At 47.8% G+C, this 23,441-nt stretch carries 22 protein-coding genes; 13 read left to right on the top strand and 9 right to left on the bottom strand.

The features are described from left to right. Window positions 1–142 precede the first annotated feature (142 nt). The 6 genes from NC981_RS13660 to NC981_RS13635 all read left to right on the top strand — a co-directional run bounded on the left by NC981_RS13660 (window position 143) and on the right by NC981_RS13635 (window position 6,049). A complete protein-coding gene (locus NC981_RS13660) occupies window positions 143–1,831 on the top strand; it encodes a fumarate reductase/succinate dehydrogenase flavoprotein subunit (RefSeq protein WP_348243934.1) in 1,689 nt (562 codons plus the stop codon). Window positions 1,832–1,859: 28 nt separating this feature from the next. Then, on the top strand, window positions 1,860–2,087 hold the full coding sequence (locus tag NC981_RS13655; RefSeq protein WP_190376825.1) for a ferredoxin family protein: 228 nt from the start codon (window positions 1,860–1,862) through the stop codon (window positions 2,085–2,087). 9 nt (window positions 2,088–2,096) lie between these two features. Then, entirely contained in the window at window positions 2,097–3,065 is a 969-nt protein-coding gene (locus NC981_RS13650) for a HEAT repeat domain-containing protein (protein ID WP_348243375.1), read from the top strand. Continuing rightward, window positions 3,058–4,158 (top strand): Mrp/NBP35 family ATP-binding protein, encoded by a 1,101-nt coding sequence (locus tag NC981_RS13645; RefSeq protein ID WP_348243373.1) that lies wholly within the window; start codon window positions 3,058–3,060, stop codon window positions 4,156–4,158. Before NC981_RS13650 ends, NC981_RS13645 begins: the two co-directional genes overlap by 8 nt. 95 nt (window positions 4,159–4,253) lie before the next feature. Then, on the top strand, window positions 4,254–5,318 hold the full coding sequence (locus NC981_RS13640; protein ID WP_348243371.1) for a YeiH family protein: 1,065 nt from the start codon (window positions 4,254–4,256) through the stop codon (window positions 5,316–5,318). Between the two features lie 8 nt (window positions 5,319–5,326). Then, window positions 5,327–6,049, top strand: a complete 723-nt coding sequence (locus tag NC981_RS13635; RefSeq protein WP_348243369.1) for a sulfite exporter TauE/SafE family protein — start codon at window positions 5,327–5,329, stop codon at window positions 6,047–6,049. Window positions 6,050–6,092: 43 nt separating this feature from the next. Here the strand turns inward: NC981_RS13635 and NC981_RS13630 are convergent, their stop codons facing one another. The 9 genes from NC981_RS13630 to NC981_RS13590 all read right to left on the bottom strand — a co-directional run bounded on the left by NC981_RS13630 (window position 6,093) and on the right by NC981_RS13590 (window position 15,977). Further along, entirely contained in the window at window positions 6,093–6,410 is a 318-nt protein-coding gene (locus tag NC981_RS13630) for a hypothetical protein (protein WP_348243367.1), read from the bottom strand. 326 nt (window positions 6,411–6,736) lie between these two features. Then, on the bottom strand, window positions 6,737–8,116 hold the full coding sequence (locus NC981_RS13625; RefSeq protein WP_348243365.1) for a cytochrome P450: 1,380 nt from the start codon (window positions 8,114–8,116) through the stop codon (window positions 6,737–6,739). Window positions 8,117–8,265: 149 nt separating this feature from the next. Continuing rightward, complete coding sequence (locus NC981_RS13620; protein ID WP_348243363.1) at window positions 8,266–9,639, bottom strand: nucleotide pyrophosphatase/phosphodiesterase family protein; 1,374 nt, start codon at window positions 9,637–9,639, stop codon at window positions 8,266–8,268. 37 nt (window positions 9,640–9,676) lie between these two features. Continuing rightward, window positions 9,677–10,894: a metabolite traffic protein EboE gene (gene eboE, locus NC981_RS13615; RefSeq protein ID WP_348243361.1), complete on the bottom strand. Its 1,218-nt coding sequence runs from the start codon at window positions 10,892–10,894 to the stop codon at window positions 9,677–9,679. Window positions 10,895–10,916: 22 nt separating this feature from the next. Then, entirely contained in the window at window positions 10,917–12,119 is a 1,203-nt protein-coding gene (locus tag NC981_RS13610; RefSeq protein WP_348243359.1) for a 3-dehydroquinate synthase, read from the bottom strand. Between the two features lie 39 nt (window positions 12,120–12,158). Then, window positions 12,159–13,091: a UbiA-like protein EboC gene (eboC, locus tag NC981_RS13605; RefSeq protein WP_348243357.1), complete on the bottom strand. Its 933-nt coding sequence runs from the start codon at window positions 13,089–13,091 to the stop codon at window positions 12,159–12,161. 74 nt (window positions 13,092–13,165) lie between these two features. Continuing rightward, entirely contained in the window at window positions 13,166–14,089 is a 924-nt protein-coding gene (locus tag NC981_RS13600) for a TatD family hydrolase (RefSeq protein ID WP_348243355.1), read from the bottom strand. A 47-nt stretch (window positions 14,090–14,136) separates the two neighbouring features. Beyond that, window positions 14,137–15,027, bottom strand: a complete 891-nt coding sequence (locus NC981_RS13595) for an EboA domain-containing protein (protein ID WP_348243353.1) — start codon at window positions 15,025–15,027, stop codon at window positions 14,137–14,139. A 284-nt stretch (window positions 15,028–15,311) separates the two neighbouring features. Then, window positions 15,312–15,977: an SDR family oxidoreductase gene (locus NC981_RS13590; RefSeq protein ID WP_348243351.1), complete on the bottom strand. Its 666-nt coding sequence runs from the start codon at window positions 15,975–15,977 to the stop codon at window positions 15,312–15,314. Between the two features lie 174 nt (window positions 15,978–16,151). Here NC981_RS13590 and NC981_RS13585 point away from each other — a divergent pair, with 174 nt between their 5' ends. The 7 genes from NC981_RS13585 (at window position 16,152) to NC981_RS13555 (ending at window position 23,413) form a co-directional block, all read left to right on the top strand. After that, window positions 16,152–16,937, top strand: a complete 786-nt coding sequence (locus NC981_RS13585; protein ID WP_348243349.1) for a lipase family protein — start codon at window positions 16,152–16,154, stop codon at window positions 16,935–16,937. Between the two features lie 87 nt (window positions 16,938–17,024). Beyond that, entirely contained in the window at window positions 17,025–17,729 is a 705-nt protein-coding gene (locus NC981_RS13580; protein WP_348243347.1) for a Uma2 family endonuclease, read from the top strand. 349 nt (window positions 17,730–18,078) lie between these two features. Beyond that, complete coding sequence (gene rppA / locus NC981_RS13575; RefSeq protein ID WP_348243345.1) at window positions 18,079–18,765, top strand: two-component system response regulator RppA; 687 nt, start codon at window positions 18,079–18,081, stop codon at window positions 18,763–18,765. A gap of 9 nt (window positions 18,766–18,774) precedes the next feature. Continuing rightward, window positions 18,775–20,019 carry an ATP-binding protein gene (locus tag NC981_RS13570; RefSeq protein ID WP_348243343.1) on the top strand — a complete coding sequence of 415 codons (1,245 nt, stop codon included), beginning with the start codon at window positions 18,775–18,777 and terminating at the stop codon, window positions 20,017–20,019. A gap of 81 nt (window positions 20,020–20,100) precedes the next feature. Next, window positions 20,101–21,345: a M28 family metallopeptidase gene (locus NC981_RS13565; RefSeq protein WP_348243341.1), complete on the top strand. Its 1,245-nt coding sequence runs from the start codon at window positions 20,101–20,103 to the stop codon at window positions 21,343–21,345. 31 nt (window positions 21,346–21,376) lie between these two features. Further along, the gene (locus tag NC981_RS13560; RefSeq protein WP_348243339.1) at window positions 21,377–22,153 is read left to right on the top strand and encodes a trypsin-like peptidase domain-containing protein; all 777 of its coding nucleotides are present in this window, start codon (window positions 21,377–21,379) and stop codon (window positions 22,151–22,153) included. A gap of 174 nt (window positions 22,154–22,327) precedes the next feature. Then, window positions 22,328–23,413: a glycosyl transferase gene (locus NC981_RS13555; RefSeq protein WP_348243337.1), complete on the top strand. Its 1,086-nt coding sequence runs from the start codon at window positions 22,328–22,330 to the stop codon at window positions 23,411–23,413. The last annotated feature ends 28 nt before the right edge of the window (window positions 23,414–23,441 follow it).

Below are 23,441 nucleotides of genomic sequence, written 5' to 3'. Positions count from 1 at the left end.
TCTAGACGAATTTTTTCGATAGAAAAGATGTCTCTAATCAAATCGTTTTTTCTGATTTTTTCTGTAGTGCGTGAGACAGTTCTGAGCGCACAGCTAGATGCTGTCCATCAATAGGGAGGATTTTTGAGTGAATACTCAATGGATGAAGACGGATGTTCTGGTAATCGGGGGCGGGACGGCTGGAACAATGGCAGCCATCAAAGCAAAGCAGGCAAATCCCGATGGTGAAGTGCTAGTCCTGGAAAAAGCGAACATTCGTCGAAGTGGCGCGATCGCAATGGGCATGGATGGTGTCAACACTGCCGTCATTCCCGGTAACTCAACTCCAGAACAATATGTTCGAGAGATTACGATCGCCAATGATGGAATTCTCAATCAGAATGCGGTTTATCAAACAGGTAAACTTGGCTTTTCTGTGATTCAAGAACTAGAAAGCTGGGGCGTAAAATTTCAGAAAGATACTCAAGGCAATTACGACCTCAAGCAAGTGCATCGGGTGGGTAAATACGTTTTGCCGATGCCAGAAGGAAAAGACTTGAAGACGATTTTGGCACGTCAAGTAAAGCGTCACAAAGCCCAAGTGACTAATCGGGTGATGGCAACTCGCGTTTTAGTCCGGGATGGACGTGCGATCGGTGCAGTCGGTTTTGATGTTCGCAATGGCGATTTCGTGGTGATTCAAGCGAAAGCTGTGATTCTCTGCACGGGAGCTTGCGGACGGTTAGGTTTACCTGCTTCGGGCTATCTCTATGGAACTTATGAGAACCCCACTAATGCAGGTGATGGCTATTCAATGGCATACCATGCAGGCGCAGAACTAAGTAACATTGAATGCTTCCAAATCAATCCGTTGATGAAAGACTACAACGGGCCTGCTTGTGCGTATGTTGCCAGCCCATTTGGAGCTTACACAGCAAATGCACAAGGCCACCGCTTCATTAGCTGTGACTACTGGAGCGGTCAAATGATGCTGGAAGTTTGGAAAGAACTCAACTCTGGTAAAGGCCCGATTCAACTGAAGATGACTCATTTAGACGAAAATACGATCTCTGAAATTGAGTCGATTTTGTGGTCGAATGAGCGTCCAAGCCGAGGCAGATTCCATGAAGGGCGGGGTGAGAACTATCGCACCAGTGGAGTCGAAATGAACATTTCTGAAATTGGACTGTGTAGCGGTCATAGTGCTTCTGGAGTTTGGGTGAATGAGCGGGCTGAAACTTCAGTGCCAGGACTTTATGCCGCAGGAGACATGGCGAGTGTGCCACACAACTACATGATTGGTGCATTTGTGTTTGGACGAATTGCTGGAGAACATGCAGTTGAGTATGTTCAAAGGTTAGATCATGTTGATCCTGATCCAGAGTTCCTAGCAGCCGAAAAAGCAAGAATCTATGCACCGCTCGATCGATCCAACGGCATCCCGCATACTCAAGTCGAATACAAGCTGCGCCGCTTAGTGAATGACTATCTACAGCCGCCGAAATCTGCAAATCGCATGGAAATCGGGCTAAGCAACTTTGTGCGCTATCACGACACCTTAGACCTCATGGGTGCGCGTGATCCACACGAACTGATGCGCTGTATGGAAGTTCACTTTATCCGCGATTGTGCAGAAATGGCAGCAAGAGCATCACTCTTCCGTCGTGAAAGTCGCTGGGGATTGTATCACTATCGCGTGGACTATCCAGAAAAGAACAACGATGAATGGTTCTGCCATGTGCATCTGAAAAAGAATGAAGATGGAAACATGGTGTTATTCAAGCGTCCGATCGAACCTTACATTGTCGATGTGGATGTTGAAACCGAAGTGTATGATGTCGCCGTTCGCTAAGTTGTTCACGTTGAGAAAAGGTTGACCTATGGCTTTAGCAACTCAAAGAGTCGATGTTCCCGTTATTGTCGATGAATCCAAATGCCTTGAAAAATGCGTTGCCTGCATTGAAGTTTGTCCATTAGATGTGTTGGCGAAAGACCCCGAAACAGGCAAAGCTTATATGAAATACGACGAGTGTTGGTTCTGCTTACCTTGCGAAAAGGAATGTCCGACCAATGCAATCACTGTGCAAATTCCGTTCTTGTTACGCTAGGGGGAAGTGATGGAAACCAACTCTGAACTTGCTCCTTGGTTGGAGATGCTACGATCGCCAGAGGTCGAAGATCGTCTTGTTGCGGTCAAAACATTGCAGCATCTTGGAGATGAAGAAGCTTTAGCACCGTTAATCGATGCGCTAAAAGATGAAAGCTTCTTAGTGCAAAAACTAGCGGTCACTGCACTGTGGGAACTTGCTAATCCAGCAGCAGTTCCGGCGTTGATTGAATGTCTTGCTTCTCCTGATGAAGAAATTCGCGATGAAGCGCGATCGGCGTTAGGTGAATTGGTCGCTCCGGATCATCTACTCATGTTGCTCGATGCGCTACTCCAAGACGATGTGAATCTACAGCTTAATGCTTTATTCCTGCTGCGGAAGATTCATGATGCTCAATCCCTACCGTATGTGCTGCCCTTCTTTGAATCTTCTAACCCTGCTTTAAGAGAATCGGCAGTCACAACATTGCGATATCTCAACCAAGTCGAACGCTGTCAACCTGCATTAGCACTGATGTCTGATTCAGATGCAAGTGTTCGACGAGCAACTGCCTTAACTTTGGGGCATTTAAGCGATGTAGAAGTTGTTCCTCGTCTGTGTGAAGCACTGACCAATGATTCAGATTGGGAAGTGCGGCGAAATGCAGCCAAGTCTTTGGCAATTCATGCCGATCGCAGTGCAATTTCCTCTCTAGAAGCTGCCTTAAAAGATGAGCATTGGCAGGTGCGTAAGTTCAGCTTACAAGCCTTGCAAAAAACACCCGATGATCATTCTCTCCCATTGTTCATTCAGGCGCTCACCGATGAGTATTCCGACATTCGTCGAGATGCCGCGATCGCGCTTGGTATTCTGAAAAATCCAACCGCCCTTAATCCATTACAGCAATCGCTCGACGATCCCGATCGCGATGTCTGTATCTTTGCTCAACGCGCTATTCAGACCATCCAAGAAGCTTTGCAAGAACCCTCCAATGCCTAACCACCGATCGCCGTTTCAGACGGTTCACGAGTCTCCTGCATCTACGACCGATCCAATTGCTGAAGCTAGACAGCAAGCAGTGACTGAACTGCTTAAAACGGTCACTGAACCTATTCTGAACAACAATATTGTGAGTTTGGGAATGGTTCGTAATCTTAGAGTGGTCGATGGGTATGTGTATCTCCGTCTTTATGTTGGTCAGCATCAACATGGCTTGAAATCACAGATTGAGGATGTACTTTCACAACTGACTTGGTGCAAAAAGGCTTACATCCAGCTTTGTACGATTCCGGGAGTGAGAACCACGTTAGCAATCTCTAGTGGTAAAGGGGGAGTTGGAAAATCAACGACTTCTGTTAATCTTGCGATCGCGCTTAGTCTACAAGGGGCAAAAGTGGGTCTTCTCGATGCAGATATTTATGGCCCAAATGTGCCGCAAATGCTTGGATTAGGACAGTCCCAAGTAGAAACCATCGAAACGGCTGAAGGAACGCGATTTTTGCCTTTAGAAGCACACGGAATTAAGGTGATGTCAGTCGGATTGCTGGCAGAACCTGATCATCCGTTAGCGTGGAGAGGCCCTGTTCTGCACAAAATCATTACTCAGTTCATTCACGAGGTCGAATGGGGCGATTTAGACTATTTGCTGATTGATCTCCCTCCCGGCACTGGGGATGCTCAGATTACGATCGTCCAAGAAAGTCCGATTTGCGGTGTGTTGCTAGTGACGACACCACAGCAGGTTGCGATCTCCGATGTTCGTCGTAGTATTCATATGTTTCGTCGCGTCGGAATTCCAGTTCTCGGCATCATCGAAAATATGAGCTATTTACTGTGCGGGCACTGCGGCGAACCAACTCCGATTTTCGGCAGTGGTGGTGGACAGCAGTTAGCAGAAGAACTTCACACTCCATTATTGGGACAAGTTCCGATCGATGCTCGAATTTGTGCAGGCGGTGACGCTGGAAAACCTCTAACGCTGGCTGATCCGACTTCATTAACGGGACAAGTGTTTCTCAATGTTGCTTCAGCACTTGAAACAACGTTCTGTTCAATCAAACATAGACCATTAAAAGAAGTGGTTTTGTGCTGAGTTAATTTATAAGTGTTCGACAGCCCTGCTTTGTCGGATGCACAAAGCAGGGCAAATCCTTATTGGTTGCAAAACATTGAATCACCCTTAGAGTAATGCGACAAAAAGTAAATAATGTGAAGCCCTTCGCTGTAAAAATCGCTCCGCTTCAAAGTGATTTCTACTCACAGATAGCGATACAGGCAAAAATAGGCTTTGCTCAAATTCAGTCAGGAATCTTGCTCACTTCCGGCTTAGCCGCGATCGCTTATCTGCTGCGACTGGTTCCCGGATTCCATCTCTTTAGTCCGCTAATTCTGTCGATTCTACTCGGCATTCTGGTGCGAAATACGATCGGAACACCCTCACACGCTCAAGCAGGAATTAGTTTTGCAATGAAGAGAGTCCTCCGATTTGCAGTGGTTCTGCTTGGCGTTCAACTCAGCCTGCTACAAGTCTTCTCAGTTGGCATCGCAGGAATGCTGATCACCATAGCGACTTTACTGAGTACATTTTGGTTAACTTGTTGGTTAGGAAAACAGTTAGGAATTGATTCTAGCTTGACTCGTCTCATTGCTGCGGGAACTTCGATTTGTGGTGCTTCTGCCGTGATTGCAACCAGTACCACAACTAAAAGTGCAGATGAAGATATCACTTATGCGGTTGCAATTGTGACCCTGTTTGGAACATTCTCTATGCTTTCGTATCCATTGCTGATAGGACAGCTACACCTAACGCCAGAAGCATTCGGATTGTGGTGCGGGGTTTCAATCCATGAAGTTGCACAGGTAATTGCGGCTGCATTTCAAGCTAGTCCGCTCAGCGGTGAGGTGGCTAGTATCTCGAAGTTATCAAGAGTGCTTTGGTTAGCTCCGATCGTTCTATTGCTCGGTTCAGTTTCCAAAACTAATTCCTTAAAAACGAAAGTTGCAATTCCTTGGTTCGTTGTGTATTTCATGCTTTTGATCCTGCTCAATAGCTTGAACTTGTTTCCACAAAGCTTAAAAAGTGCGGTCGCACAGCTAAACCAAATTCTATTAGCGATCGCAATGGCAGCAATGGGTTTAGAAACAAGGCTGAATCAGATTCAGAAGATTGGATTAAAACCTTTATACTTAGGTGCTTTATCTTGGTTATTTATTTCTATTTTTAGCTATGGGCTGATCAAACTGTTTTATTAATCTCTTGCATGGAACCCTTTACTTTAACAATCGCCACCGCGCTGGTTTTATTCGTTTGTACCTCAATTCGATCAGCGATCGGTTTTGGTGATGCACTGCTTGCTATGCCGCTGCTCGGTTTAATCATGAGTTTGCGAACTGCCACTCCTGTCGTAGCATTCACAGGATTTATTATCAGCTTAATCATCTTAATTTCCGATCAAGATAGCGTTGATCTCAAATCGGCTTGGCGGTTGATTGTTGGCACAGTCATTGGTGTTCCTTTTGGCTTATTGCTGTTACAGTATGCCCCTGAAAAGTTGGTCAAGATTGGACTCGGCATCATCCTAATCTTGTACGGATCGTACAATCTCGTTTCTGTAAGGTTTCCCCAGCTTTCCCATGAGCGATATGCAGTGTTATTTGGATTCGTCGCAGGAGTTTTAGGAGGGGCTTATAACACCAATGGGCCTCCGATCGCAATCTACGGGGTGCTGCGTCGTTGGTCAGCCACTTATTTTCGGGCAACGATGCAGTGCTATTTTCTATTTTCAGGCATCGCGACGATCGCAGGGCACGGATTTGCAGGACTGTGGACTCCGATGGTTTGGCAGTTGTTTCTCTGGTCAATCCCCGGAATTAGCATCGGAATTTACGTTGGGAGCAAGATTAATCGTCTCATCCCGCAGCCGAGATTTAATCAGATTATTTTTGGCTTATTGATTGTCGTCGGCTGCATTTTCCTGCTGTGACAGCCTAAGCTTCGAGGAGAACAGAGTTTGTTCAAGCTTCCCTTTATCTGCCGCGATAGTTCTGCTCAATCCAAAGTCGTAATTCTGCTTCAGAATCTGCATACACACAGTCTCCTGTGCGCGGATCAAAGGCATACCACCACCAGTCGCTGCCCTGCTCATACTGGTACACCTGCAACTCTGATTTGCTAGAAAATGCGTTGGCGACCCTTTGTTTGAAGGCGTTAAATCTAGCAGCTAACGATCCTCGATGTGGCGTTGCTGCCTGTCCAAGCTGCTGCTTCTCCCGCTCTAACAATTCAATTAATTGTGTGTTGTGGGCTGCTTGAGCTGCTTCGATGCGGTGAGCAAGAACAGCCATAATGTTGTCCTGATGCTTAGCAGAGAGTTGAGAGTTGTTTGTATCAAGTATGGTTGTCATAATTTGGGTCATTCATAAATCGTCTATTCATAACTATATAAGATTTTCTGTAGCGAGAACTACAAAATCAATCTTTCCTGACATAACGCCAGTTTCCAAAAAACCTACGACACAGCAGTTTCCTCCGTAAAGACGCGAACACCTTCGGTGAAGCGAAGCTTCAAATCGCGTCTTTACGAGGATCTGTCGCGAGTATTGAAAGATTTTGTATGAAGCCGATGAGCCCGATCGCTTGCCAGGTTAAAGCCCTGAATGACCAGCGCCTTCTATCTCGTCTGCGCCATCGCTTCCGTCGATCGCACCGGTCTTTGCCCCACAATCTGGAGTTTGACTCCTCTCGCTGGAGCAAGCGTCACCCCACGGCGACGCGGCACTTCGGGACGACGATCGGCTAAGGCAAGCTGATAGCGCGACAAAATCGTTGCCAGTGCCAGCTTCATCTCAAACACCGCCAACGCTTCACCAATACAGCGCCGTGCCCCACCCCCAAACGGCATAAACTCAAACGGAGAAAACTGCCGTTCTAAAAAGCGCTCTGGTTTAAACTGGTGCGAATCTGGGTAAAGATCTTCCCGGTGATGCAGCAGGTAAATACAGCCGACCACATTCACTCCGGGCTGAAGCGGATGTCCTAAGAGTTCCAACGGTTCGTTCACGACTCTGGTAAACGTAAGCATTGCAACCGGATACAAGCGCAAGGCTTCGTTACAAACTGCGCTGAGATAGGGCAAGCGGGCAATTGTCATGGGATCGGGATTAGAGCCGATCGAATCAAGCTCTTGCAGCAATTTCTCACGCACTTGGGGCAAGCGATGAGTCCAGTACAGCGCCCAAGCCATCGCTGTTGCGGTCGTCTCATGTCCAGCAAACAGCAAGGTCATCAGTTCATCCCGGAGTTCTGGATCGCTCATCGGCTCACCGTTTTCATCGCGGGCTGCCATCAGCAACGACAGAATATCTACTCGATCGAGATTGTTCTCGCGACGACGATCGGCAATCTCGGCATACAGTAGCTTGTCAATTTCGGCACGATCGCGCAGAAACTTGCCCCACGGCATCCACGCCCCCAAATCTCGCTGCATCCAGGGGAAAAACAAAAAGCTCGCCGCTAAGGGAGAGCGGAATCGCTCGGTCATCGTCGTAATGGCTGATCGGAGGCGATTAAATCGCTCTCCCTCAGTTACACCAAACACAGCCTCTAGAATGACTTGTAGCGAAATTTCCTGCGTCGCCGATCGCGCCGTGAAGGATTGAGCGATCGGAATTCGACTAAAAACTTTTTCGGTGAGCTTGCAGATTAAATTGCCATAAGCCCGCATTCGTTCACCATGAAACGGAGGCATCAACAATTGGCGACGACGCTTATGTCGATCGCCACTGAGCATAATTACCGAATAGTCACCAATCAGCGGAGCCAGAATTCGGTTCACTTCTCCGGGAGCGAGAAAGCGCTTGCGATCGCTGGTGAGGATATCTTGAATCGCTTGCGGATGATTGACAAAAACTAGATGACTCCCCCCAACAATTCCTGCCGAAAAGAGATCAGGATGCTGCTGAGCCGCTTTTTCCATGTAGCTTACGGGATCAGCAACCCATTGCAATTCTTGCAGTAAGAACGGAGTCTGTAGCGTATTTGGTAAGTTCATTAGCCCCTCCACTGTGTGAGATTCGGAGTACATCCCGTCCGTTGGTCTTGAGACACCCCGCCGACTAAAAATCTGCTGCTTGGATATCTCCAGGATAAGCGCTACCACGGTTAATTGGGTACTCCGGCGCTGAGCAAGAGAGGCGGTTATTAACGCTTCAGGTGGCTTAGGATCACGTGAAATACATCAGTGGCTTCTAGAGAATCTCTTTGCAGTAGGTCGGTTTCGCGGGTGATTAGCATTGGGCAGTCTGCTGCACTTGGTGTGAGATGCCCGTGCGATCCTTTTACCACACTGGCATCTAACGGAATGACTTCCATCAGATACCGGAATCCCAATTTTTTCTTCAGGAGTGTTGTTCCCAGTTTCAGTTTCGGTAGTTTGATCTGAGGATCGATAAACAGTTCTGCGGGGTCATATCCTGGTTTGCGATGGATATCGACTGTTCTAGCAAAATCGGGAGCTTTGCGATCGTCCATCCAGTAGTAGTACGTGAACCAGGCGTTCGGTTTAGCAACAGCAATCAGATCGCCTGATCGAGGATGGTCAAGATGATAGGCTTCTTTGCCTGCCTCATCCAGCACCAGGTCCACGCCATCTGTTTGTTCAAGTAATTGCTTTACCTTGTCGAGACAGCTTGGATCATTAACATACACGTGAGCAATTTGGTGATCTGCAACAGCAAAGGCTTTACTTGCCCCAGCATCTAACAGTTCTCGCCCTAATTCCTCTCGAACTTGCAGCAGCTCTGCTTGACGCAGTACGCGGTTGAGGTGAATCGGCTGATTGACCGGAGTAATGCCATATTCAGAAAGAAGAATGACTTGAGCGCCACGGTTTTCATAGTAAGCAATCAGATCGCCACAGATAGCATCAATTTCCTGCAAATCTTGAGCAATCTCATCGGGCTGACAGCCAATCTTTTGCAAACAGTAATCTAAATGAGGAAGATAAATCAGAGTCAGCGTGGGACTGTACAGTTCCTCAACTCGTTTCGCCGATGCCGCAATCCACTGGCTTGATTCAGCAGAAGTCGCAGGGCCCCAAAACTTAAACAAGGGGAACTCTCCAAGCTCAGTCTGGAGCGTAGAGCGGAGATCGGCAGGTTGGGTATAAATATCTGGAAGCTTGCGCCCATCAGCCGGATACATGGGGCGGGGTGTCACCGAATAGTCGACCGAGGAGTACATATTGTACCACCAGAATAAGTTCGCACAGGTGAACTCAGGATCAATGCTTCGGGCAACGTCCCAGATTTTCGGACTCTGTACCAGCTTGTTCGACTGTCGCCAGAACTTGATTTCGCAGTCGTCATGAAAATACCAGCCGTTAGCAACAATGCCGTGATCTGTGGGATAGCATCCGGTGAGATAAGTCGCTTGTGCGGTACAGGTTACAGCAGGCAGAACCGGCTTGATCGTCGCGATCCGACCTTGTGCGATCCATTGTTTTAGCTGCGGAGTATGCTCTCCTAACAGCCTTGAACTTAGACCAACCACATTAATAACAACAGTTTTTTTCATGAGTTGCTGAGAAATTCAGTGAATGGAACGATCGCAATCAAGCTAGAGTTTTCAAAACCCAGTGATATTCGCGCTGAATAGACTCTAGAATGTCCAGCTTCATTGCAGGCGGTAAGACATCCCAGGTGTAAGTTTCAATTTCCAAGTGTGTACAATCTGGTGCAAGCGATAGGTTCTGAAGCGCCTGATAGATGTGATCTTGTGTCGAAGCAAAAGAAGAGTAGCGATCAATAAAGATAGGAACGTGAAAGTGAGTGCGCCATTCGATCGCAGCATCGATCGCAAGATAGGGCATTGCTTCTGTCAAATCCGCATAGTGCTGAAGCGCTCCATCTGCATGACGAGTCACGACTTGATGCAGATAAGTTGATTCTGCAAACGGAGCTAACGATTGAATCAAAGATTGGCGCTCAGAGGGTTCCGGTAAAGTAATTTTGAGCGCGGCGCTGAGTTGAAACTTACCAACCTTGATGCCTGCCGCTTTTAGTGCGGCTAGAGCGATCGCAGGTTCCTCATATTCCACCGCAAAATGACAGGTATCATAGCAAAGCCGAATATGCTGTCGGATTAAAGTTTCTGCTGTTTGGATATCTACTCCTAGTGCCTGCGTGAGAACAGGAGTTCCGATTGGGAGTAGCCAGTCTTGGAAAAATGCGATCGTTTCTTGCGTGTTTTCAATCAATCCATCCGGTTCTGGTTCAAGGTCTAGGTGCAATAGCTTTCCAGTTTGTTGATGTACTTGAGCCATTACCACAACTGCCTGCGCCAAATTCAAACTGCTATGGTGAAATACTTTCTCCTGCGCTGTTGCATCGTTTTGCCACCAAGGTTTATAGGATAGAGGCAGCGTTGAAATTCCACCGTCTATACCTTCTGGTAGTAAAGCTGCCAAAATGCGAATCAAACGTTCGGTGTACGCTAGGCGTTCTGGTTTCGACCAATCAGGTGCATAGACCTGATCTTTCACAATCTGGTGGTGAAAGCCTCCAAAAGGGAATCCGTTGATCGTAAAGACATACAAATCCTGTGCCTGAAGCCAGGTCTGAAACTCGATCAGGTTGTCCCCCTGAAAAAGCTCCTGGGTAGCGGCATCTGCCAACCGCAACCCAACACCAAAAGACTGATCTGGGCTAAGCTGCTGTTTCAGAACAGGAAGATAAGTTCGTAGATTGGTGTAGGTTGCATCCCAGCTTTCACCCGGATGAATATTGGTGCAATAAGTGAGATGGAGCGGGGATGGAGTGGAAAGACGCATGACTAGGATGACAAATAGAACTTTAGAGAGTAGATAGAATCGCGATCGCTTTGCGGTACTGTTCCCAATCAACGTGATGGACTTCCAGACCCTGACCCACTTGCTTTAATAGCATCAACGTTAGCTCTCCGCCTAAATGTTCCCGAAATTCACTCAGCCCGCGAAACAGGGATAAAGGGTGCTCTGGCTCATCAAGATAGCTAGTTAACTCTGGAACAAACAGCGTAAAGCCTAATGTTTTCAGAGTTTTACAAATGCGTTGCCAATCTGCTTCAGGTAAAAGATTGATTAAATAGGAATAGGTTGCATCCAGCGCAATCCCGATCGCAACTGCTTCTCCATGCCGCAATTCATAATTCGTGAGCCGCTCTAATCGATGCGCTGCCCAGTGCCCAAAATCCAAGGGTCGCGATGATCCCAGTTCAAACGGATCGCCATGTCCGGCAATATGCTCTAGATGAAGTTGGGCACAGTGATAGATGAGGTGCTGCATCGCTGGCATCTCTCGTCGTGCGAGTGCCTCTGCTTGAGCTTCAATGTTGGTGAAAAATTCAGGTGATTTGATCAACGCCACTTTGATTGCTTCCGCCATGCCCGATCGCCAGTCGCGATCGTCGAGCGTCGTTAAAAACTCAAAGTCATTCAGTACCGCAAAGGGTGGCGCAAAGGTTCCTAAAAAGTTCTTTTTGTTGAAGGCATTAATACCATTTTTCACGCCAATTCCAGAGTCATTCTGAGCCAGAACCGTAGTGGGTACTCGAATCAGGCGAATGCCCCGATGAGCGGTTGCCGCAGCATAGCCAACCATATCCAATACCGCACCACCACCGATCGCGACTACATAAGAGTGACGACATAACCCAATGTCATCGACCGCCTGATGCAGTTGCTCAATTAGACTAGGATTGTTCTTTGCGGCTTCACCACCGGGAACCACGATCGGAGAAATGGGCAGGGCTAACTTTGGGTAAGCTTTGGTATAGGATTCAATTTGATTCAATAGCTGGGGATGATGCGGGAGCAAGCCTCCATCGACCACAACCAACATTTTTTTAGCGTCTGCATCTGCCTGTTGAGCAATGACTTGCGCCAGGAGTGGATTATCTGTCCGAAATAAGCCTTGTGTAAAGTGAACTTCATATCGAAAGTTTACTTCAAACTGCTGTTTAAGGATCGGGAGCGAGGACTGTTGAGGACGAGCAGGACGGCGCAATAAAGATGTCATAGTTATTTGGAGAATGAACAGCAGCAAAAAACGCAAAGATTAGGTTACAGCGAACAATCGCGCTAGAAGCATAGATAGGGGAAGCAACACGAGTAACATCGCTCCGTACAGCCATCCAGCAAAACCAGCCGCTACAGCAGCATCCATCACAATCAAGGAAAGAACTCCTGATTTCACAGCGTTTTGAATCGTTTTGGGGCTGGGATCTTGAGTCGCTTTAATAAAAGCAGGGAGAATCAATCCCGCAAATAACAGCACAAAAGGAACAGCAGCAAGCAAGTGATAAACAGGCAGGAATCCCAGTAGCAAAATTGCTGAAATCACAGCTCCGGCTAGCACCAGCGCAGCAATCCCGGTTTCACGCTTGCCTCCTTGCACCTCGCCCCGACTAATCGCTGTAACCGCAATAATGTATACGATCGGGATCAAAGCCAAGAACCAGCGATCACTCAACAATTCCGGAGCCGCACTAATCCCCAAGAGCAAGTTTCCTCCCCGACATAGCCCCATATTGATCGGGCCAAACTGATCCTGGTGCTTGCCCGCACTGTCATACAGTAGTGCTGCAATCGTGATCGCGATCGCCAATAAAGCACTGATCAGAGAGACTTGAGCCGCCGCCGCAATGCCGCCCAGTAGCAGCACGCTTCCTAAAATTGTTGCTCCCTGTCGTGAAGCTCGACCACTAGGAATCGGACGTTCAGGACGCTCCTCTGCATCTAGCTCTGCATCAAACACATCATTGAAGACAACCGCCCCGGCGTAGAGTCCTGTCGTTGCTAACAACAGCCAACCAAGGGGAACTAGCTCTACTATAGATACCGTTCCAGCCAGCACTGCCTGGATTTGACTCACTTGCCCAGCCGCCGCATATCCTAGCAGAATGTCTGCCCAGGCAGTGAGGATATTGGCAGGTCGCATCAATTGCAGGTAAGCCCATAGCGAGGCGGACTGCATACTGGTTGTATTCATCGGGGTAGGGTTCTAAAAGAGTTGTATTGAGAGACCTGTCCTGGTATTCAAAGAATAGAAACAAGTATCAAGCATTACCGAATGATCAAAGATTCTTGCTCGGCATCGTACACAGGGGTTTGTCCTCGTAGAACCGAGTTGCCACTGTAAAGTTGACGCTGATCGACAGGGAGAGGATTCAGCCAGTCCTCTTCTTTCATTTCACCGCTTTGACCATAAGCTGCAAGCGCATTGCTATAGCTAACTGCTCTCACCTGCTCTTCGGGAATTCCGCACTGAAGCATCAGTTGAGCGGTTTTAGGAACTGCTAACGGGTCGCTCATTCCCCAGTCTGCTGCGCTGTTGATCATGATTTGCTGGCTGCCATAGCGCCGCACCAGTTCTACCATTCGTTCATTCCCCATCTTGGTATTGGGATAGATAGAAAACGCACACCAAAAACCCCGATTTACTACTTCTTCAACGGTTTCCTCGTTGCAGTGATCGATTATGACTCGTTGAGGATTGATCCCATGTTCCAAGCAAATGTCCATGCTCAACGTGGTTCCCTCTTTTTTGTTGCGATGGGGAGTATGTACCAGCACTAGCTTATCGAGTTCTTTTGCAAGCTCAAGCTGTAGGCGAAAGTATTTCTCTTCTGCCTTTGTAATCTCATCAAAGCCAATTTCTCCGATCGCGACTACCCCTTCTTTGCCAGCGTAGAGCGGTAATAGCTCCATTACTTCCTCCGCCAGGGCTTCATTGTTGGCTTCTTTTGGATTGATGGAGATAGTACAGTAATGGCGCATTCCAAACTGTCCAGCCCGAAATCGCTCCCAACCCACCAGACTATTGAAATAGTCTTTGAATGTTCCCGCGCTGGTACGAGGCTGCCCCAACCAGAAGGAAGGCTCAATCAAGGCAACGACTCCATATTGCTGCATCACCAGATAATCATAGGTGGTGCGGGATGACATATGGATATGAGGATCGATAAACATCATGGAGTTTGGCTGCATGGCAATTGGTTGATTGTTGGACAGATGTAGATTTTCAGAAACGCTACTTAGAGCAGAGCAAAGTGCTCCCAGGACAGTTCACCATGCTGGATCTGCTGTTGTAGGTGGGGGACTTGTACCAGAAGAGCCTGAGCTTCTGGTAGTGGAGAGGCTGCACAGGCAAGCGCTCCCGCTTTTTGCTCCTGTGAATCAGCACTAGAGATCAATCTAGTGAGATCATTGATGCGATCGCGCTCTAGATACGGAGCCGCTACTCGCCACAGTTCAGGATTAACGGGTCGCCCTGCTGCCCAGCGCTCGTGAGCATAGTCTGACAGCATTCGAGCCAGCTTAGGATTGGCGCGACGATCTAAACCAACGATCGCATGGAGCGGACTACCGACAAACAGAGCCTTCAGCACCAGTTGATTCCAGGCATCTTCGCTAAAGTATTCAGCAGGGTAAGGATTGTTTAGAGTAAGAGCATTAAATACGGCTGTGATATTGGTGCGAATGCCGTCGAGCGCTGGGGTGAGCAAGCGATCGGGATGAGGAAGCAGTGGTAGTACCTGATAAAGCGCCACCAGTTCACCCATCTCTGCTGCTGAAAACAGCTTTTCGACCGTACTAATATAGGAATCAGGATGAGAGTCTGCCCAAGCAAGAACTAACAAGGCTCGTCCTGCTTGATCTAGGCTCCAGTGCTTCAGCAACAATCCCGGACGAACGCGATCGAACGCTTGGACATCTTTGTTAGCAAGATCAAGATCAGATTTTCCCAAATGTCTGGGGACAGCGCTAAATCGAGCAATAAAGAGACGTTCAGAGGCTCCTTCTTCTATTTGATGAACCGTTTCATTTAACCAGCTAAAGGCGGTGTCATTTAAGCGGTGCTCCAGGCAGGAATACAAGAACATAGCTGCTGGAGCCAACCCAGAAACTAAGGTTGGTGGTTGCATTATATTTACGAAGTGACCTTACACATCTACAAGCATTTGCTCATTGCACCATCATTAAGTAGAACCACTGAATATCTCAAGTCTTTTAGAGTGAAGTTGATGAAAACTTCATCTTTTCGTGCAGGTTTCCCAGCGTTGTTGAATGGAGAGATGAAGATTCTAAAATCTGTTAGAGAATGGATGAAATCAGGCTGTAGTGCTCTCTCGTGGTCTTCGACAAGTTTTCTCGCGTGCGATCGATCAATCGGTTAATTGCCGCCGAACTCATGCTAGACGACTTCGGCTTACCAGGGTAGCACTTCACCCTTTGCGTGCCAGAATGTTCCCGTATTTTCCAAAGTCAACTCATCAATACGAGCTAGAAGTCCCTTCACAGATTCTTCTGGTGTAATACCTCCAGGCGTAAAGTTTGTCATTCGCGTTTGCACTAGACCCGGATGTAGAATCGCTACTGCAATTCCACGCGGTTTTAGATCATGCGCCAAAGACTTTCCTGCCATTGATAGCGCCACCTTCGACATTCGATACCCATAAGAACTGCCAGAGGTATTGTCTGCGATCGACCCCATTCGGCTAGTCATCAAGACAATCTTAGAGCCGTTTTTAAGATGCGGTAGCAACGCATGAGTGACTCGCAATGCGCCTAGAGCATTCACTTCAAACTGTTCGCGAATGCTATCGAAGTCGAGGTTATCTAACGTCACTCGCTTGAGAATACCTGCATTGTTGATGAGAACATCGATCGTGGTCTTTTGTAGTCGATTTTGCAACTCTGCAACCGAAGCGTCTGAAGTAATATCGATCCCAGTCTCAAGCTGTACGCCTAGCTGCTGCAATTCCTCAGAGGCAGCGCGGCAGACGGCAATCACCGTGTCTCCTCGTTCTTGCAGTTGACGACAAAATTCGTAGCCAATTCCTCGATTTGCTCCCGTAATTACATAAGTTACCATATTAAATTGCTCTAGAAAAATAGCTGTGCTGTGAATGCAACTGTAGTTTCTCACACTCTAGCTAACCAGTAGAAAAGGAAACAGAATTAGAATTCAAAGAATTAATTCGATGCGATCGCTATTCCTTTTTAGAAAAATCTTCTGAAAACGACTCAGTTTAATGGTAGTTAAATAATGCACAATACTTTAGTTGCCACCGGAGGTTGTATGTCGATTGATTATACAAAAGCTGTAAAGTACGCTCTTCTTTGTCAAAAGATTTATGAGAACTTCGACACTATTAAGTTTGACGGCATCACCGTTAACCCTGTCCTGATTAGTGAACCAAAAACAGATACCCAATGCGCGATTTTAGTAGAAGGAACCGCAGCAACGATTGTGTTTAGAGGTAGCAAATCCTCGGAAGATTGGGAAACAAATTTTAACACTAAACTAGAACGCACTCAGTTTGACCAAAACGTGATTCGAGAATTGATTGTTGAGCCACGGGAGAAAACCTATCCGTATGGTGGCTCTAGTCGTTCGGGAGCACTGATCCACCAAGGCTTTGTTGCAGCTTATTTTGCGGTGCGAGATAAAATTCATGAGTACATCAGAAACAATGCGATATCTAGTGTCGTTGCAACGGGGCATAGTCTAGGTGGAGCCTTAGCAACCTTATGCGCTGTAGATGTTCAGTACAATTTCTCTGATAAAGTGACGATCGAAGCCTACACTTATGGCGCACCGAATGTCGGAAACGATGGATTTCGCGAGTCTTTCAATCAGCGAGTTCCCAACAGCTACCGAATAGTTCATGGAATGGATCTTGTCCCAGAGTTACCGCGCTGGTGGCAGGGATATCGCGCTGTAGACAAAGAGATCCGAATCGGACGACGGTTTAGTCTTAACTTCGTCAGTCAGCGGTTTAAAGATCATGCGATCGATCGCTACATTACGGTGCTGAGACAGCTCGCATAAACTACACCGACCAAATCCGCTCATCGGTATTTAGATATCCGCTACGATCGTACAATGAACTAGATCACACGCACTGGAGGCACAGCGATGACGGCTCTTGCTTCTGCTTCTCAAACTCCAGAAATTTTCTATCCCACTGGCGATGGTGAACCCGTGGCAGAAACTTACGACCATTTCTATGCTTTACTCATCACCCTGGAAGTATTGCGCCAATACCTCACGGGTCAGCAAGCAACCGTTTTAGGCAACCAGTTTCTCTACTACGCGCAAGGCTTTCCCAGACTGCGGACTGCGCCTGATGTGATGGTGATTTTTGGGGTCGAACCAGGGGGACGCGACAACTACAAAATCTGGGAAGAAGGGCAAGTTCCTGCCGTGATTTTTGAGATGACCTCGCCCGGAACCAGAACCCAGGACGAAAGCTTTAAGAAAACGCTTTACGAACAATTGGGCGTTCAAGAATATTGGCAATTTGATCCTAAAGGCGAATGGATTCCAGAAAAACTCCGGGGCTATCGCTTGAGAGGCGAAACTTACGAACTCATTGCCGATGGTCAAAGCCAACCCCTACAGCTTCGTCTCACCGTCGAGGGCAACCTGATTGGGTTTTATCGCTTAGAAACGGGTGAGAAATTACTGATCCCCGACGAATTAGCGACTGCCCTCGAAGCTGCTGAATCGCAAGCTGCTCAAGAACGCCAACGCGCCGAGGAAGAACGCCAACGCGCCGAAGCCCTTGCCACCGAGCTTCAGCGATACCGCGATCGCTTCGGTGACTTGCCCGAATCTTAACTTACCCCTTCCTGCCGTCGATCGCGATTCATCGCTTGTCGCGCATTTATTTGATGAGAGCAACGATGCTGTCAAGCAACTGATAAAGATGGCAATCGCACCGTTAAACAACGCAGAAATTATCGAATCTCGACTGTCTTAATTTGAATACTTTCTACGCTTTGATTATTCTGTTTCAATTGCCGATCAACAATCCAACCACTGCTTGTCCAAAACAACATGCCGAGCAGGGGTAGCGACAACCAAAACCAAAGTCCTAGATTGGGTAAGCTTTTCAAGGGAACATTCCTTTATCGAGGTGAATCTTCAAGCATTTTCTAGAATAGGAAAGTTAGTTTGAGGAGCGAATATGCTGATTCTACTGGTTGAGGATGATTCCCTTCAACTAGAACCTTTGCAAGCCGCGCTAGAAAAAGCGGGACATATTGTTGATGCGATCGCTGAAGCAATGACAGCCCGATCGCTGATGCTCGATCGTCCCTATGACCTGCTAATTCTCGATTGGATGCTGCCTCAAATCAGCGGAATCGAACTGTGTCGGCAGTTTCGGCAGGTAGGCAAGACGGCTCCGGTGTTAATGCTAACCGCAAAGGATACGACGATCGATAAAGTGACAGGACTAGATGCTGGAGCCGATGATTATCTCGTTAAACCCGTGGATGTGATGGAATTATTGGCACGGGTGCGCGCATTACGGCGACGATCCCCGTTGTGGCAAGGCGACACGCTGAGTTTGGGAGATTTACAGTTGCACCTCAACACCTTGACTCTAGAGCGCCAACAAACGACGGTGCAACTATCGGGACGAGAATTTCAGTTGATGGAATATTTTATGCGGCATCCGCGCCAAGTGGTGACACACGATCAGGTAGAGCAAGCCTTGTGGGGTTGGGGCAGTCAACCCGAAAGCAATGCAGTCACCACCTTGGTTCGACGACTGCGACAACGGCTTGATGCAGTTGGAGCCAAGAACTGGCTTGAAACCGTGTATGGCGTGGGTTATCGATTGATTTCTATTGACTCTGAAGCGAGATAACTGCGTCTCATGTTTCACCGCAGCCGCCGGAATTTAGCCTACTGGTACACGCTCTCCATGGGCGGGGTTCTGACGCTATTTGCAACGATCGGCTATGGGCTGACTGTGAATGAACAACTCGATCGATTTGATCAAACCCTGCTGAAGCAAACACAGATTCTCACGGGTCAATTGAGCCGCAGCAACCAATCACCATCAATGACTCCAAATCCTCAATTTGCTTATGTTCGATTGTATGATGCTCGAAGAAGGCGACTTCAAGCTTCTGATCAAAGTTCTCCATTGAGGTTAGAAGATACGATCGGCTGGAGAACGATCACATCTCCAGCCAGTGTTTTAAGGCAGTTGACGATTCCACTAAAAAACGGCGCGAGGATTGTAGGCTATCTACAAGTTGCAGTGCCGCTCGATTCGCTGCAAAAGAGCTTAGATCAAGCGCGATTATTTCTTAGCATTGGTCTTCCGGTGACGCTTGGAGTGATTGGAGTCATTGGTTGGACTTTGGCGGGAATCGCCCTGCAACCGACGCGTCATGCTTACGATCGTCTTCAGCGCTTTACAGCCGATGCCTCTCATGAACTCAGAACTCCCGTCGCTGGAATTTTGAGCCAAGCTCAGGTTGCACTGATGCCACCGGAGGACATTCAAGAAATGCGATCGCGGTTAACTCAGATTGTGATGATTGCCCAATCAATGGGTTCACTGATTGATCAATTGTTGTTCCTGTCACGCCAAGATGGAAAGTTAGATCCAGCAACCCTGAATGCTATTGATTTTGCTGCGTTAGTGCAATCATTGATAGAAGAATATACGCCTCAAGCGATCGAGAAACACCTTCAGCTAACCAGCCACATTCGGGAAGCAACACTCTGGCTCAAAGCTGATCCCAATTTACTGAGACAAGCGATCGTCAATTTAATCACGAACGCACTCAAATACACACCCGCAGGCGGAATGATTGAACTGCGTTTATTCGTTCAGTCGAATCACGCTGTTTTTGAGATTCAAGATACTGGAATCGGTATTCCTGCCGCAGATCTCTTTCATGTGTTTGAGCGGTTTTATCGCGTAGATACTGCCCGCACTCGGCAAACCGGCGGATTTGGACTCGGACTTGCGATCGCGAAGCAAATTATCGAAGCGCATCAGGGACAGATTCGCGTCATCAGTGAAGTCGATCGTGGCTCAACTTTCCGCATTGAACTGCCGCTCAAGCCGTCCAGCCGGTTTACCTCTGACATTTCCTTGTCATAATCGCTCTCCACAATAGGAAATAGCTTAAGAAACGCTTTGCAAAGGTAGGTGTGAGGATGCTTTCTGAACCTTTTTGTCGTCATGACTCGAATGAACAAAACCGTTAAATCCATCTATGCAGCTTTTGCTGTCATTTTGGCAACGCTTCCGGCTTGTACGATTCAAGCAAACCGTTCCGAAGATACCGCTGCTGCCAGTACAACTGAAGCGGCATCTCCATCTGATAGTCGGGTTCAAGAAACCGTTCAAAAGCTGATTCAGATTGGAGCGAGAGTTGCGGGGACACCTGCCGCACAGCAAGCAAGTCAATTTCTGATCGAGGAATATCGCAAAGCAGGCTATCAAACTGAGGTGCAGACCTTCACCTATCCGAAGTTTCGAGATCTAGGTTCAAGTGTTGCCGTAAATGGACAGACAATCTCAGGTGAAGCTCTAAACAATTCGATCGCAGGTCAAGCCAATGCGCGGTTGGTCGCCGTTCCCAATGTGGGGCGACCCAATGACTTTGCATCGATTGAGGTGAAGGGTGCGATCGCGGTTGTGCGGCGGGGCGAAATTCCGTTCTCACAGAAAGTAGACAACGCAGCAAAGGCGGGCGCGATCGCAGTCATTGTGATCAATTCAGAAGACAAACCCCTGCGAGGAACGCTGAGCAGCCCGGCAGCAATTCCGGCGATCGGCATCACTCAAAGTAATGGTGCAAAATTACTCAACGCGCCATCTGCACAGGTTTCTGTCAATACAGAGCGGCGAACGATTACCGGACGCAACGTGATTGCTCGTCTTTCTGGTGTAACTCAACCTCGTTTATTGTTAGGTGGACATTATGACTCTGTTTCCGGTTCTCCTGGAGCCAACGACAACGCATCTGGAACAGCAGTGGTCTTGGAAACGGCGCGGCGGTTGGCGAACACGCCATTGGCTCGCGAAGTGTGGTTCGTGGCGTTTGATGGTGAAGAAGATGGCTTGCAAGGATCAAGAGCCTTCGTAAATTCTGTGCAGCCTCAATTTTTGTCTGGTTTAGCAGCCATGTTTAATTTCGACATGGTGGGGATCAATGATCGTCTCCTCATTGGCGGGTCTGCTGAGTTACGATCGCAGCTCAAGCAACTCAATTCCAATGTTCCAACTTTTGTTCCAGCTTTAACAAATAGCAGCAGTGATCATGCGTCGTTTGCAGCGAAGGGAGTCCCTGTGTTGTTTTTCTATCGCGGCTCTGATCCGAACTATCATTCACCGACCGATCGCATCACCAATGCAACCAGTTTGAACGACACGATACAGACGGCATTGGCATCGATTAATCAAGTGTTGCAGTCGAAGTAATTCAATTTCAATCAAGGAATTTCTAATCACTATGATGGCTTTGAAAAAATCAATCACTTCAATTTCGCTAGTTTCATTTGGCGCGATCGCAGCGGTCGCAACGACTCACTTTGCCCCCGCTCGAATTGTGGATCTACAGCCCGTAGTAGCTCAATCTACATCTCCTGATGCCAACTTCGTCTCAAACGCGGTCGATCGTACAGGTGCGGCAGTCGTTCGGATTAATTCATCACGCACGGCAGGAGGTAATTTCTCTAATGAGCGAGTTGTACGCGGAGTGGGTTCAGGATTTATTACGCGATCGGATGGATTAATTTTGACCAATGCTCATGTGGTCGATCGAGCTAATCGAGTCACCGTCACGCTGAAAGATGGACGACAGTTTGAAGGGCGCGTCGTCGGAGAAGATCGTCAGGCTGATGTTGCCGTGGTGAAAATCCAAGCAAACAATTTGCCTACAGTTCCTTTGGGAAATTCTAATCAACTGCGTCCCGGAGAATGGGCGATCGCGATTGGTAATCCACTTGGATTGGATAATACTGTCACGGTTGGCATTATCAGTGGCACTGAGCGATCGGGGCGATCGTTTGGAGCGCCGAATGGTCAAGGCTATATCCAAACCGATGCTGCGATCAATCCGGGCAATTCTGGTGGCCCATTGCTTAACCAGAACGGGCAGGTTATTGGCATTAATACAGCGATTATTCGGGGGACTCAAGGCATTGGATTTGCAATTCCGATCAATCGCGCCCAGCAGATCGCTCAAGGAATTGTCTCGGCTCCGATCGCAAATTTGACAGCGCGTTAATATAACGATCCTGTTTGAGTTGTGACCGCTAAAAGAAGTGGGAGTAGGGGGCTGAAAAGGAAGCGACACCCGGCTCCCGACTTCACAACAGTTCTGCGACGCATCAGAAGATAAGCCGTACAATTTTTGCCTCAATCGCTTAAGCTTGTTTTCTGATCGTTTCTTCGAGATGCCATGCCTCAACCAATTCTCTATCTTGCGATTACCAATCATGGCTTTGGTCATGCCACCCGGGCAGCCTCGATCGCGGCTGAAATTCAGCGGCTCGATCCTGAGATTGTATTAATCCTTGTGACCACGGCTCCGCGATCGCTGCTGGAAGCCTATATTCCAGGAGATTTTATCCATCGTCCCCGCGCCTTTGATGTGGGTGTGATTCAAGGGGATAGTCTCACCATGGATAAAGCGGCAACCTTAGAGAAACTCCGTCAGATTCAGCAACAACAGCGATCGATCATTGCTAGCGAGGCCAATTTTATTCGTCAAAATCGAGTTGGCTTAGTGTTGGGAGATATTCCACCGTTAGCGGCTCCGATCGCCAAAGCAGCAGGCGTTCCGGGCTGGATGATGAGTAACTTTGGGTGGGACTTTATCTATCGCGATTGGGGCGGCGAATTTATTGAGGTTGCAGATTGGATTGGGGAATGTTTTGCTCAGTGCGATCGATTGTTCAGAATGCCCTTTCATGAATCCATGAGCGCGTTTTCTCACATTACAGATGTGGGCTTGACCGGAGTTGATCCCCGATTCGATGCCGCAGAGATTTTAGAGAAATTTGATCTAACTGAAACTCCGAAAGAAAACATTATTTTGGCAACATTTGGCGGATTGGGACTCGATCGCATTCCCTACGAAAACGTGATGCGCTATCCCGATTACAGATTTCTTTGTTTTGATCTAAACGCTCCAGACTTCCCGAATCTAATCAAAGTAGACGATCGCTTTTATCGCCCGATTGATCTCATGCCTGTGTGTGGTCGTCTACTCACAAAACCGGGATATAGCACTTTTTCCGAGGCTTGCCGCTACGAAATTCCGGTTACAACTGTTACCCGTGAGGGTTTTGCTGAGTCTCCAGTGTTGCTCGAAGGGATTCAGAACTATGCAACGCATCAAATTTGGTCAACCGATGAGTTTTTTAACGGTGATTGGAAAGGTATCACTCAACCAATGAACGCACCGCGTAAAACAGAAAAGCTCGCTAAAGATGGAAATTTAACCATTGCGCGATCAATTGTGGAACATCTGCGATCGTCATAGCTCACTAAACAAGGCTAGTTCAGTGGTC

The sequence above is a fragment of the Leptolyngbya sp. DQ-M1 genome, assembly GCF_039962505.1.
Lineage (GTDB): Bacteria > Cyanobacteriota > Cyanobacteriia > Leptolyngbyales > Leptolyngbyaceae > Leptolyngbya.
This window is presented reverse-complemented; position numbering and strand designations above follow the sequence as displayed.